The organism is Devosia lucknowensis (genome assembly GCF_900177655.1).
Classification (GTDB): Bacteria; Pseudomonadota; Alphaproteobacteria; order Rhizobiales; family Devosiaceae; genus Devosia; species Devosia lucknowensis.
Genome location: NZ_FXWK01000001.1, coordinates 38,559 through 51,101 on the forward strand (window position 1 = coordinate 38,559; position 12,543 = coordinate 51,101).

Here is a 12,543-nt window from a genome sequence, read left to right on the forward strand (position 1 = left end):
GCCAGGCCGAAGCACGGCAAAAAACAGTAATGGCCCGGGCATATGTCCGGGCCATGGCGCTGTCAAATGATCGACCCGAATTTACACGGGCTGGCTGCCTAGGACGGCCAGAAGCCTTGGGTTGATGACGCCGCTCTCGCTCATGCCGGTAGCTTTCTCGAACGACCTGATGGCATCGCTGGTCTTGGGTCCGGCGACGCCATCGGGCGTGCCGACGTCGAAGCCGAGCTTGCTAAGAGCCGATTGCACCTTGGCGATGACGTCTCTGCTGCTGATTGGCTGGCCCGGGTCGAAGGTCGACGACCATGTTCCGATGGGAGCAAAATTGGCGGCGAGCTCCACCGGCTGCATTTTCCAGCTTTCGATCTGAGCATTGATGCGGCTGACGGCTTCGGCTGAAAGCGACTTGGCGATATCGTCGCGGGCCTTGGCCGCGTCCTGGTCGCCGTTGCGGGCCGCCAGCGAGAACCACTTGAACGACTGCTCGAAGTCCTGCTCGACACCAAGACCGCGTGCATGGAGCATGCCCAGGTTGAACTGGCTGTCGGTCATGCCGCGTTCGGCCGCGCGGGCAAACCACTCGGCGGCCAGTTCGAACTGCTGCTCGCCCATCTCGCCCCCTGCATAGAGGGCGGCCAGGTTGTGCATGGCCATGCGGTTGCCCGCTTCGGCAGCACGCTGATACCAGAGCCGGGCCTGTTCCAGGTCCTTTTCGACACCCGCTCCCATTTCGAAGAGGTTACCCAGCCGGTATTGTGCTGGAACGAAGCCCTGCGCGGCCGATCGCTCGTACCAGCGCGCCGCCTCTTCAGGGTTCTTCTCGAGTACGCGGCCTTCGCCCAGAATAGCCGCAACTTCGAACTGGGCCGTGGCATTGCCGGCGGCGGCGGCCTCGCGCAGTTCCTGCGGACCAACCGCCTCGGGCGGCAGGTCAAACGTTTCGTCTGTCGCTGTGCTAGCAGCCGCCGGGGTGATCGAGCCCGTCACGTCCGGGGTTGTTGAGGGCGCCGCGCCGGATCCGGATGTCGCCGCCGAGATCCGGCCATTGGAAGCCGTCAGCGCCGGCGGAATGGGCGTCGATGTCGCCAGCGTGGTTGCGTGACCGAAGCTCATCGGCTCGCCCGGATTGATCGAGCCGGTAGCCGTGACATCGACCATGTCGATGACCCGGGGTGGCACGACCGACGACACATCATCGGATGGCGGCGGATTGTTCTGCGCGGCAGGAGCCGCGGCCGCCGGTGCCGGTTCAGGAGCCGGACTTGCGGCATTCATGCGCTGCATGACGAGGTTGAGGGCTAGCATGGAAACCGCGACCAGCGTCGCTGCAAGTAGCAGCGGCCGACGATGCCGTGTGAGGAAGCCCGGGCCGTCGTCCTTGGCTTCGGGAAGGGCAGGGGCCTTCTGCTCGGGCGCGAGCACGGGCTCGCGCTTGGCGGCCTTTTCCGCCTTGCGGTCACGACGTGAGGGTTTCGGATCGCTTTTCGCGTCGACCTTTGGTGCGGCAACTGGCTTGGCATCGGCTGTCTCGGCGCCCGCGTCCTTGCGGTTGCGAACGCGCGAAAGTGCGCGGGCGATAATCGAGTTGTTCTCCGTCGCCTGCACTTCTTCCTGCTTGGCGCGCTGGGCCCGACGGGCCGCAGCGACAAAGGTGCTGGTGCTCGAAGCCGCGGCAGCAGGCTCGGCCAGCTTGTCCTGAGCGGGCTTGGGCGCGGGCGCGAACGGATCGGTATCCAGTTCGGCAAAGCTCGAGCGGGGGCGCGGCGGCCGTTCGGCCTGAGCGGGATCGAAGCCGGTGGCAGTCTTCGGGGCGGCGGGCTTCTCCACCAATGGCTTGGCCGCTTCGCCGGCAATGGCCTTTCCGGCCAGGGCGGAGCGAACCGGTGCATTGTCGCGGAAGCCCGGATCGATCAGCGGCCCATCGTCGGCCGGATTGCTCGGCATTGTGTCGCGGCGATCTTCGCCGAGACCGCTGAGGATGGCATTGAGCCGACCGCTGGAAACGACGTCGCCTCGCAGGGCCTGTTCAAACTCGGCATCGGGCTGGGACGGTTTGGCCGGCGTCGCGGCGGCCGGGGTGGCAGCCTTGGCGGCAGGCGCAGGCGCGGCCGCCTGTTCGGACTTGGCTGCCAGCACCGCCTCGAGGCGCGTGAGGCGTTCGGCCGTGTCCTTGCCTGCGGTGTTGAACAGCGCGGTCATGCGCTTTTCGAGAACCGCCATGTTCTCGTCGCTGAGACCACTTGCACCAGGCGTGCGCAAAGCCTCGGACGTGCGTGTGGCGACAATTTCTGCCAGCTGCTCATAGTCCGGCGTCTTGCCTGCCGACTTGATGAGGCCGGTCATGCGGTCTTCTATGCTCTTGAGGCTTTCGGGCCCGAACATGGCGACAGGGGCGGGCGCCTTCTTGAAGACTTCGCTCGTGCGCTCGGCAACCAGGTCGGCGAGCGCATTCATGTCCGGCCGTTCTTCGGCGGCATGATAGAGCCGGGCGAGTCCGTCGAGCTGGGCGCCGGCATCGTCCATGCGGTCCATCAGCAGCTTGAGCTGGTTTTCGACGGCCTTGCTGTCGACCGGAGAGATGCGCTCACTCAGCGCCTCGATCTGTTCTTCGATCTTCGCGAAGCGCGGCTCCATGCCCGACAGGACGGCCTGGCGCAGCACCCCCATTTCGGCGGTGAGGGCCGCGACATCGGCATTTCCGCCGGCCGACGTGTCGAGCCGGGCGACCAGCTCCTCGATCCGCTCGGCCAGATCGCCGGGATTGCTGGAATTGTTCTGCACGGCCGCCGTCAGGGCGGCCATGTCGCTGGTCAGGCGCTCGAATTCGCCCGATGACAGCGACACGCTGCGCTCAATGACGTCGATGCGGTCATAGACGTTGCGCATGCTGGCTTCGATCGACTGCATGGCCGGAGCCAGAGCCGCGACCTCGGATTTGCCTTCAAGGCCACGGCGCTCTTCGCGGGCAATCTCGCGCTCCATCTGCTGGGCCTGCAATTCGGCCAGCTTGCCCACGGTGGTCGATACATCGTCGAGCCGGGCATTGATGACATGCAGGTCGTTGCGCGGACCCTCCTCGATCATGGCGCCGAGCGCGGCGATCTGCGACTCGAGGCGCTTGACCTGTCCGGTCTCGCCCACCGCGCCGGCGAGGAGTTCGACCACCTGGGTCAGCTGTTCGACCTGGCTGGCCACTTCGCGCACATGTTCGCCATTCGAACGCTGCGACTTGAGTTCGCCTTCGAGCCGTTCGAGACGCTGGCTCATGCCACCCACCAGCGAACCGAGTTCGCGAATTTCCGGCATGTCGCTGGAACGACGGGCAGGCACGGGCATCGGCGCCGGGCCCTGTCGGCTGCGGATCTGGGCGATTGCGGCCGTCAGGTCATCCTGTTCCTCGGCCTCGGCCGGGTGTGCATCGCGTTCGCTGAACCGGTCGACCGCCCGCTTGACCGTGCGCAGCGCCTCGCGGCGGCGGTTGCTTGGCTCGGGTGTGCCGACCTGATCGCGCAGCTGCCGAACGCGCTGTGCCAGACCAGTCATCGCGGGGGGCGCAGGTTCGTCATCGACAGGGCCGTAATGGCTCTCGACCTTATCGAGCAGCGCCACCAGTTCTCCGCGCAAGGCTTGCCATTCACCGGCTCCGGGATCTTGAGCCTGTTCGTCGTAATTGGAGTGGCTGTAGGCGCGGGGCATGACAGGTCCTTCGTCAAAACAGACGGACCCCTCGCGATTCAACACGAAGGTATGACGGTTACTCTTGAGAAAACATGGTAAAGAACCCGTTAAGCATTGTCGCAATATGCAAGGGCAGCCGCTGGAAATCCGTGCGATTCAGGTCGCCCGACGATCACAATTACAGGTTTGATTCATGACGCGTCGCCGCATCATCATCGTTGACGATCACCCGCTGTTCCGCGCGGCACTCCGCCAGACGCTGGCCGGTGGCGATGCGACGGTCAGCGTGGAGGAGGCGGGCGATCTCAACAGTCTGAGCCAAGCCCTCGACGCCGACCGCGACTGCGATCTGGTGCTGCTCGACCTCAACATGCCGGGCGTACGGGGCTTCTCGGGCCTGTTGCTGCTCCGCGCCCAGTATCCAGACATTCCTGTAATGATCATTTCGGCCGTGGAAGACGCAACCGTGATCCGCCGCGCCTTCGAGCTGGGCGCCGCCGGCTACCTGCACAAGTCGGTCGGTCCGACCGAAATCCGCCGAGCCATCGAAACGGTGCTCTCGGGCGAAGTGTTCGTGCCCGTTGGCACCACGCTGGGTGGGGAGGACGACCATACGGCGCTGATGAAGCGTCTCTCCACTCTGACACCGCAGCAGGTGCGCGTGCTGATGATGCTCAGCGACGGCCTGATGAACAAACAGATCGCCTATGAACTCAATATTTCCGAGGCGACCGTGAAAGCGCACGTCTCGGCCATCCTGCAAAAGCTCGACGTCGACAGCCGGACGCAGGCAGTGATTGCCGCCTCGCGGATCGAGGAAGGCCAGTTCGAGGCGCTGTTCTCTCCCTCCGGCGACAAGGCCTGACGCATGAAGCCCGAAATTTCCATCATCACCGTGGGCGTCGACGACCTCGAGCGTGCCTTTGCCTTCTACCGGGCGTTGTTCGACATTTCGGACGAGCAGATCGGCGCCGGCGAGGATCACGTTGCCTTCTTCTTTGACGACAAGTTCTCGTTTGTGCTGTTCCCGCGCGAGCAGATCGCCCAGACGGCAGGCAAGCCGGAAAGCCTCGAGGGCACGCCCGGTTTCGTGCTCAGCCATCGCGCGGAAAGCCCCGAGGCGGTCGACGACATCCTGGCACGCGTGCTGGTGGCTGGCGGCGCGGTCATCACGCCCGGCACAGAGTCCGAATGGGGCTATTCGGCCTATTTCGAAGACAGCGAAGGCAATGTCTGGGAGCTGATGGCCCAGCCAAAGGCCAACTAGTCGCCCTTTTCACGCTCCTCGCCAAACCGCTGGACCGTGTCGGGGGGGCGGGCGATGTCAGTATCGCCTTGTCCCCTGGGGGAGAAGGTGCCCCAAGGTTCACCGCATTCGCGAAAGCGAATTTCGGTTGGGATGATTGGTGCTCATCCTAGAACCCGCCCCCGGTCTTGAAGCCGCCGTGCTTGCGTGTGCCGGACGATCCCGTGCGCGGGCGTGAAAAGCCGCCGCCGGACGATCCACCGCCGCCCCAGCCGCCGCCGAAACCACCGCCCGATGGCCGGCTCTTGCGCGTCGACGAACCGCCGATGCTGCCTTCGGGCCACGAAAAGCCGCCGCTTGGCGGCCAGGGATTGTTCGAGCGGCTTTCGCGGGTCGGCCGGTAGCCTGCACCCCATTCCGAGCCGGGCGCCCAGTTCTGGCTCTTGCGCCACTGGTCCCAATAGCTTGCGGCCGAAATGCCGCCACGCAGGAAATCGTTGAGCAGGTCGCCCACCAGACGATCCTCGCGGAAGCTCGAGCCGGGATCATCGAAGCGCTGCTTCTTGAATTCCCACTGGATATCCTCAAGCTCGCGGCGCCGCGCGGCAAGGGTCTTGAGCCGCTCCTGCTGCTCGCGATTCTCGGCCTGCTCTTCGCGCAGCCGCGACCGCACGTCGTCGATCTGGGCGACGATGGTGTCGTCCTGGCCGGTGCGGGTCTGCCGCGCTTCTGCGAGCAGGGTCTGGATATCTTCGCGCGCCAGCGCCGCTGCCAGCTCGTTCGCGGCGCTCTCGAATGCCGGATCGCGGCCTTCGGCGAGGGACTGGAGCGCTGCCGCGGCATCGTCGCGCTGGTCTTCGATCGCGATCATCTCGGCATCGATCTGCTCGATTTCGGCATGGGCGGCCTGCACCGCATCGCGGATCGGCTTGCCGCCGGCCGCATCGACCGCAGCGGTTTCGAGCGCCGCCAGCCGGGCCTCCGACGCGGTGACATTGGCCTCCTGCAGCTCGGCATGCTCACGCAGGCGCAGCGGAATTTCATTGAGCATGGCATAATTGGGCCGCGCCTTGGAAAATCCAACCAGGTTGGCGACCATGCCGTCGAAATAGCGGACGAGGTTGTTGGCCTTGTAGCTGGACGTGCCGTAACCCGCATCCCACAGATACATGAACAGCGGATCGTCGCGGTAGGGCTGCCCCTTGGCCTCACGATCGGCCTCGGCCTGTTCGGTCTTGCGCATCGACTGCTCGGCGATGCGGTCGAGTTCCTCGGTTTCCTGACGCTGGGCCAGATACGCCGGGTCGGCGGCAAGGCGCGCCGATTGGTCCCGAGTGAGGGCGGCGAGACGCTGCTGCTGGCCTTCCAGCGTCGCCAGTGCCGCAGCGCGTCGCTCGGAAAGCGCAGTCCGGCGCGCGTCGAGGTCGTTCATGGCTTTCTCGGCCTTGGTGACGTCGCGGGCATGGGCCTTGAGCGTGTCGCGCGCCCTGGCCTCGGCCCCCGAAATCTGCCCGTCGAGCTCGCCCTGCAGGGTCGGATCGAGCCTGAGGCGCGACAGCTGGCGGAACAGCTCGGCTTCATGCTCGCGCGTCTTGCTTAGGCGTTCAGCAGCCCGCGCCACGCGCTTGGAGACCTCGTCTTCCTCGCGGCGGATGTCACGCATCGCCTCTTCTAGGCTGGCCAATGCCTGGGGACCACGTATGCTCATCGGCCTACCATTGGGTCACGGCGCCGCCCAAGACCGGGACGGCATATTGAACGTCGAGGAAACCAGCGGACTTCCGCCCCACCATGTTGCCCTGGATGATGCCGTCGTCCTGCTTGTCCGCCGCAACGGCATTGTAGACGGCCTCGGGAACCCGCACGCCCCACATCGATACCGTGTCGGTCTGGCCGCTTTCCTCGTTGAGGATGGGCAGCGATACCGCCTGGCCGTCGGGATTGAGCGCCTCCACCACGACATAATAGTTGGTCGCGTCGGTATTGATTTCGGGGAAGGTCCAGAACCCGGACTGGACGCCCTGGCGATTGACGATGCGCAGGGTGTATTCCTGCCGCAGCTGATCGCGCAGGGCCGTAAGGCGCGCTACGGCATCCTCGGCTCCGATGCGGTTGTTTTCCGCTGCAAAAGCCTTGCCGCGGGTAACCAAGGCTTCAGCCTGCGTCACGGCCTGCTGCACCTTGGTTTCGTCGTAGATGGTCTGGTAGAGCGCGTCCATCTGCGCCGGCAGGCCCTGGCTCAACTCCACCTGGGCCTGTTCGGCCTGGCCGCGCTGAAACGGCTGCCACACGCCGAAATAGCCGACGCCTGCGATAAGGATCGCCGCAAGCACCGCCATCACCGGCCGTCCCCAGCGCCTGCGGCTGACGTACAGACGCGCCAGCGTGGTGTTCAGGCCGGGGGCGGGGGGCTCGTAGGTGAACCGGCTTTCGGCCAGCGCCGCGACGCCTTCCTTGAGAATGTGGTCAGGTACTTCGATGCCCTGCTGGTGGTAGACCGAGCGCAGCTTTTCGATGAGCTGCTGCTCGCGCGACGCCCCGTCAAGCTCGCGCGTCACCAAGTCCTGACGGTGACGGAGCGTGTCGACCACGTCCATCGCCAGCATGACTTCGTCGAGAGGGGCGACGGTCTTTGCCGAAGCGTCACTCATTGAGGGCCTTCACCACGGTGCGATTGCGCCTCAGTTAGGGGTTTCGAGCAGGAGGGCGTTACCCTCAGCGGCCAGGGTGGCGAGACGGCGCTTGCCGTCTTCAACCGCGTCCCGGATTTCCGCCGAGTTCTTGGTGGAAGCGACGCGCATCTCGTTGATGATGGTGCGGCTCTTTTCCTGAAAGTTGACGACCGAGTCGACGAGCTTCTTCACCGCGTCCGCACGCACTGTCGGTCCGTAGCCTGCGCGCACGGCCTCCTCCTGCACCTTGTCGCCGATTTCGCTGAGGGTCTCGAGCGACTTGCTCATCCCCTCCTTCATGGCGTTGAGAGTCTCGGTCGATTCATGCAGGCCGAACATGCCGGTGAACGAAGCGCTGAGCGCCGTCAGAACCGTCTCGTTGGTCGAGAAGAAGGAAATCGACTGCTGATAGACGCGTTCCTTGGCATTTGTGGTCTGCATCAGGCGCGCCATCACCACTTCCGACGTATTGTAGGAAATGGTGAGATTGTCGGAGAGGTCCTTGGCGATCTGGTATCGCTTCTCCTCGTTCTGCATTTCACGCAGGCGCTCGTCGCGCGCCATTTCGAGGCGGGCGCGATCGGCCGGAACGGTGCCGGCATACGCCGCCAGCTCGTCGGCGGATTTCTGGAGAACGTTCTTCTTTTCCTCGAGGCGCTTTTCGGCAGTCGCCAGAACCTCGAGCGCCATCACCTCGGCCTGCTTGAGCGCGCTGCGGAAGTCGCGATAGGCCTCCAGGATTGTGTGCTCGCGATCGATCTGGTCCTTGGTGTCCTTGGTGACGGCGAGATAGGTGTCGCGGATCTTGTTGAAGCGCGTCGCGATATCGCCACGGCTGACCTTCATCCAGACATTGGAGGCCCGCTCGAGCAGATCGATCTTGTTGTCCTGAAGCTGATCGACCATTCCCTTGGCGTCGTCGCGGATGGAGTCGAAGCCCTTGGTGATGTCTTCGTAGCGTTCACCGATCTTCATGGCCGCGACCTGTTCGCGCACCACCTCGTTGAAGGCGCTGGCCTGCGACAATGTCCGGCCGATCAGGATGACGCGCGTTTCGTCGAGTTCGGTGATCTGCTGCAAGAGGCCGGTGATCGGCTGTTCGCCCTGCTGTTCGGGCCAGATGCCCAGATCCCGGATGGCATTGACGGCCTTGTCCAGGTACTGCAACGGCCTTTCGGCCAGAACGGTTGTGGTCGTTGCGGCAGGGGCAGTCGTGGTCACTGGGTCGGTCATGCTGGGCTCCCTCTGGACTGGGCCGGTATGGCGAAGTTGCCTGTCGGTCCTAGATTGCTTTTGCTGCCCGGCCTGACAATTGCAACTGCGGCCTCCGGCAACTATTTAGTCCATATTGGTGCGAAAAAGCCGCACGTAAAGAGTGGGATCGACACCATGAAGTCTAGAAGGCGCGCTTCGTATTCGGCCGCGTTTCTCCCGGGAGCGACAGCCTGATGGATTTCGGTGGACGCTATCGGATCGAGGCCAGCCGCGAGACGGTATGGGCCGCGCTCAACGATCCCGAAATGCTCAAGGCGGCCATTCCCGGCTGCAGCCACATCCAGTGGTCGGGGCCTTCGAGCCTGGACCTCTCCATCACCGTCAATCTCGGCGTGGTAAAACCCACCTTCAAAGGTGAGCTAGCCCTGTCCAATGTGGTCCCCGCCGAGAGTTACACGCTGTCCGGAAAGGGCAAGGGTGGGCTGATGGGTCTGGCCGAGGGTGCAGCCGATATCACACTCGCCGACGACGGACCGGCCACGCTCCTGGCCTTCAAGGCCGAAGGCGGTGCTTCGGGTCAGATCATGAAACTCGGCAAGGCCATCGTGGGCAATTCCGCGCAGAAGATCATCGACGGGTTCTTCGAGCGTTTCGCTGCCGCCATGGGCGTTGCCATCACTCCGCTGGGGCCAGCCTGACACGCACCGTTCATCTCTGCTTAACCACGCCGCAAGGTGTCGCAACTGCGCCATGATTCCGCCGCGACCGATCCGCTACACAGGGAACGGTTCAACGCAAATTTATTCAAATCCGATCATGTCCACCCAGACTCGCGACAGCCTCGCCCTCTACGCCATCGCCGCCCTTGCGGTGATCGTGACGATGTACGCAGACATCGACCTGAATGTCCTGTTCCAGAGCATCCTGGCGCGGTTTTAGGCAGGTGCGCGGTCCGGTACGTTCGAGGGTGCGTTTGTCCCCAAGCGAATTTTGACCAACCGGATAAATTTCGCGCGTTCCCTCTTGCGGCAGAAGCCATTGCACGATTTTATCCCTTGTTAGCGCAGGCAGTTGGATCAGCGGGCTCGGTCCCGATGCTGCCGCGACACAGGGAGATCAAATCAATGAAATTTTCGATGCTTTCGAAGGCCATCGTCGGCGGTGTTGCACTCGGTGCCGTAATGGCTGGTGCAGCTCTTGCCGACGGTGCGCTCGTCTATGACGGTGGCGGCAAGTTCGACAAGTCGTTCAACGAGGCCGCCTACACCGGTGCCGAACGCTTCAAGGCCGAAGGCGGCGCCTATCAGGACCTGGAAATTTCGGGCGACGCCATGCGCGAACAGGCTGTGCGCCAGTTCGCCTCGCGCGGCAACAACCCGATCGTCCTGCCGGGCTTCTCGTGGGAAACCGCACTGCGCGCCGTCGCGCCGGAATTCCCCGATACCAAGTTCACCATCATCGACACTGTCGTCGACCTGCCGAACGTGCAGTCCGTGGTCTTCAAGGAACACGAAGGTTCCTACCTTGTGGGCATCCTCGCCGCCATGCAGTCGGAATCGGGCAAGATCGGCGTTGTGCCGGCCTTCAATTTCGACCTGCTCGAAGCCTTTGCCTGCGGCTATGCCCAGGGCGCCAAGTCGGTCAATCCGGACATCGAAGTCGTCGAGACCTATGTTGGTACCGGTTTTGAAGCCTTCAACGACCCGGTCAAGGCCACCGAAGTCGCCCGTTCGCAGCTCGACCAGGGCGTGGACGTGATCTTCCAGGTCGCCGGTGGTGCTGGCGCCGGTGTGCTCCAGGCTGCTGCCGACGCGGGCAAGTACTCGATTGGCGTGGACAGCAACCAGAACCATCTGCATCCCGGTTCGGTCTTGACCTCGATGCTCAAGCGCGTCGACGTTGCCACCTATAACGCCATGAAGGGCGTCGAAGATGGCACCTGGGCCCCTGGCGTGATCACCCTCGGCCTCGCCGAAGAGGGTGTCGGTGCAGCATTCGACGATAACAACGCCTCGCTCATCACCGACGAAATGAAGGCTGCGGTCGACAAGGCCACCGCCGACATCATCTCGGGTGCTGTCACCGTGCACGACTACCGCACCGACAAGACCTGCGAAGCGCTCTGACGCGTAAAACAAGGGGTTAGACTGCTATGACAGGTCTTAACCCGACAAACGAGCAGCGGTCCTCCGGGGCCGCTGCCTCTGCGCTCGCTATCGAGCTTGTCGGCATCAACAAGCATTTCGGTCCGGTTCACGCCAACAAGGACATCCACCTCGCCGTCAAGCGCGGCACGGTGCATGGCATCGTGGGCGAAAATGGCGCCGGCAAGTCGACGCTGATGTCGATCCTCTATGGTTTCTATACCGCCGACAGCGGTGAAATCCGGGTCAACGGCACCCCACAGACCATAACCGACAGTCGCCACGCTCTGGGGCTGGGCATCGGCATGGTGCACCAGCATTTCATGCTGGTCGACAATTTCTCCGTCCTCGAGAACGTCGTCCTCGGTGCCGAGGATTCAGCGCTGCTGCGGCCGACTCTGGCCCGCGCGCGCGATCAACTCAAGGCGCTGGCACGCGACTATGGTCTCGAAGTCGATCCCGATGCGATCGTCGAAAATCTTTCCGTGGGTCAGCAGCAGCGCGTCGAAATCCTGAAGGCGCTCTATCGAGGCGCCGAGACGCTCATTCTCGACGAGCCCACCGGCGTGCTTACCCCCGCCGAAGCCGATCACCTGTTCCGCATCCTTGGCAAGCTGCGCGCGGAAGGCAAGACCATCATCCTGATCACGCACAAACTGCGCGAGATCATGGCCATTACCGACGAAGTCTCGGTGATGCGGCAGGGTGCCATGGTCCGCACGCTCCAGACCAAGGACACCTCACCCGGCGAACTGGCAGAGCTCATGGTCGGTCGCCGCGTTCTGCTGCGCGTCGAAAAGGGTCCGGCCAATCCGGGCAAGGTCCTGCTCGACGTCAAGAACCTCATTGTCACCGACGATTTCAAGGTGCCGCGCGTCAAGAACATCAGCTTCCAGGTTCGCGCCGGCGAAATCGTCGGTATCGCCGGCGTTGCCGGCAATGGTCAGTCCGAATTGCTTGAATCCATCGCAGGCATGCGAGACCAGCTGGGCGGCACCATTTCGGTCAATGGCCAGCCCCTGTCGCTGGATGGCGATGACGGCGCCGCCCGCGCCCGTCTGGCCGGGCTTGCGCATGTGCCCGAAGACCGGCTGCGCATGGGCCTCGTCACCAACTTCATGGCCTGGGAAAACGCCATCCTCGGCTACCAGGACAAGTATGGCGACGGGCCGGGTCTCGACATCGGCAAGGCGCGCGCCACGGCTGAGGAATACCTCAAGAAATTCGACGTCCGCCCCGCCAATCTTGATCTCAAGTCGGCGAATTTCTCGGGCGGCAACCAGCAGAAGATTGTGCTGGCGCGCGAGATGGAGCGCGATCCTGACGTGCTCATCGTTGGCCAGCCGACCCGCGGCGTCGATATCGGCGCCATCGAGTTCATCCATAACCAGATCATCAAGATGCGCGACGCGGGCAAGGCCATCCTGCTCGTTTCTGTCGAACTCGATGAAATCCGATCGCTGTCGGATCGCATCCTCGTGCTGTTCGACGGTCATCTCGTGGGCGAAGCCGATCCGGCCACGGCCGATGAAACCGAACTCGGCCTGCTGATGACCGGATCGCATCCCAGCAGCACCGAAACGGTGAC

9 protein-coding genes and 1 pseudogene are annotated in these 12,543 nt (G+C 63.7%); 6 read left to right on the plus strand and 4 right to left on the minus strand.

Features of this window, described 5'->3' with window-relative positions:
• Positions 1-81: 81 nt before the first annotated feature.
• Positions 82-3,696, minus strand: coding sequence for an SEL1-like repeat protein (locus CCK88_RS00195; protein WP_086468552.1), 3,615 nt, complete (start codon positions 3,694-3,696; stop codon positions 82-84).
• A gap of 175 nt (positions 3,697-3,871) precedes the next feature.
• Here CCK88_RS00195 and CCK88_RS00200 point away from each other — a divergent pair, with 175 nt between their 5' ends.
• Both CCK88_RS00200 and CCK88_RS00205 read left to right on the plus strand, forming a co-directional pair.
• Positions 3,872-4,543: a response regulator gene (locus tag CCK88_RS00200; RefSeq protein WP_086468553.1), complete on the plus strand. Its 672-nt coding sequence runs from the start codon at positions 3,872-3,874 to the stop codon at positions 4,541-4,543.
• Positions 4,544-4,546: 3 nt separating this feature from the next.
• Positions 4,547-4,945 (plus strand): VOC family protein, encoded by a 399-nt coding sequence (locus CCK88_RS00205; protein ID WP_086468554.1) that lies wholly within the window; start codon positions 4,547-4,549, stop codon positions 4,943-4,945.
• 148 nt (positions 4,946-5,093) lie between these two features.
• Here the strand turns inward: CCK88_RS00205 and CCK88_RS00210 are convergent, their stop codons facing one another.
• The 3 genes from CCK88_RS00210 to CCK88_RS00220 are packed head-to-tail and all read right to left on the minus strand — an operon-like array spanning position 5,094 to position 8,829.
• On the minus strand, positions 5,094-6,587 hold the full coding sequence (locus CCK88_RS00210) for a coiled-coil domain-containing protein (protein ID WP_086468555.1): 1,494 nt from the start codon (positions 6,585-6,587) through the stop codon (positions 5,094-5,096).
• 49 nt (positions 6,588-6,636) lie between these two features.
• Positions 6,637-7,575, minus strand: a complete 939-nt coding sequence (locus CCK88_RS00215) for a DUF6384 family protein (protein WP_086468556.1) — start codon at positions 7,573-7,575, stop codon at positions 6,637-6,639.
• Between the two features lie 30 nt (positions 7,576-7,605).
• Entirely contained in the window at positions 7,606-8,829 is a 1,224-nt protein-coding gene (locus CCK88_RS00220; protein ID WP_086468557.1) for a cell surface protein, read from the minus strand.
• A gap of 215 nt (positions 8,830-9,044) precedes the next feature.
• Here CCK88_RS00220 and CCK88_RS00225 point away from each other — a divergent pair, with 215 nt between their 5' ends.
• The 4 genes and pseudogenes from CCK88_RS00225 to CCK88_RS00235 all read left to right on the plus strand — a co-directional run.
• Complete coding sequence (locus tag CCK88_RS00225) at positions 9,045-9,509, plus strand: SRPBCC family protein (protein ID WP_086468558.1); 465 nt, start codon at positions 9,045-9,047, stop codon at positions 9,507-9,509.
• A 118-nt stretch (positions 9,510-9,627) separates the two neighbouring features.
• Positions 9,628-9,750, plus strand: coding sequence for a hypothetical protein (locus CCK88_RS18730; RefSeq protein ID WP_280173783.1), 123 nt, complete (start codon positions 9,628-9,630; stop codon positions 9,748-9,750).
• Positions 9,751-9,935: 185 nt separating this feature from the next.
• Entirely contained in the window at positions 9,936-10,937 is a 1,002-nt protein-coding gene (locus CCK88_RS00230; RefSeq protein WP_425290601.1) for a BMP family lipoprotein, read from the plus strand.
• 26 nt (positions 10,938-10,963) lie between these two features.
• Positions 10,964-12,514: pseudogene (locus tag CCK88_RS00235) on the plus strand (ABC transporter ATP-binding protein); the annotation flags it as partial.
• Positions 12,515-12,543 lie beyond the last annotated feature (29 nt).

Excerpts from the sequence above, each read along its gene's own strand:
- CCK88_RS00225 (WP_086468558.1), top strand. The coding sequence starts at position 9,045 with ATGGATTTCGGTGGACGCTATCGGATCGAGGCCAGCCGCGAGACGGTA.
- CCK88_RS00195 (WP_086468552.1), bottom strand. The coding sequence starts at position 3,696 with ATGCCCCGCGCCTACAGCCACTCCAATTACGACGAACAGGCTCAAGAT.
- CCK88_RS00230 (WP_425290601.1), top strand. The coding sequence starts at position 9,936 with ATGAAATTTTCGATGCTTTCGAAGGCCATCGTCGGCGGTGTTGCACTC.
- CCK88_RS00205 (WP_086468554.1), top strand. The coding sequence starts at position 4,547 with ATGAAGCCCGAAATTTCCATCATCACCGTGGGCGTCGACGACCTCGAG.
- CCK88_RS00215 (WP_086468556.1), bottom strand. The coding sequence starts at position 7,575 with ATGAGTGACGCTTCGGCAAAGACCGTCGCCCCTCTCGACGAAGTCATG.
- CCK88_RS00200 (WP_086468553.1), top strand. The coding sequence starts at position 3,872 with ATGACGCGTCGCCGCATCATCATCGTTGACGATCACCCGCTGTTCCGC.
- CCK88_RS00220 (WP_086468557.1), bottom strand. The coding sequence starts at position 8,829 with ATGACCGACCCAGTGACCACGACTGCCCCTGCCGCAACGACCACAACC.
- CCK88_RS00210 (WP_086468555.1), bottom strand. The coding sequence starts at position 6,587 with ATGCGTGACATCCGCCGCGAGGAAGACGAGGTCTCCAAGCGCGTGGCG.
- CCK88_RS18730 (WP_280173783.1), top strand. The coding sequence starts at position 9,628 with ATGTCCACCCAGACTCGCGACAGCCTCGCCCTCTACGCCATCGCCGCC.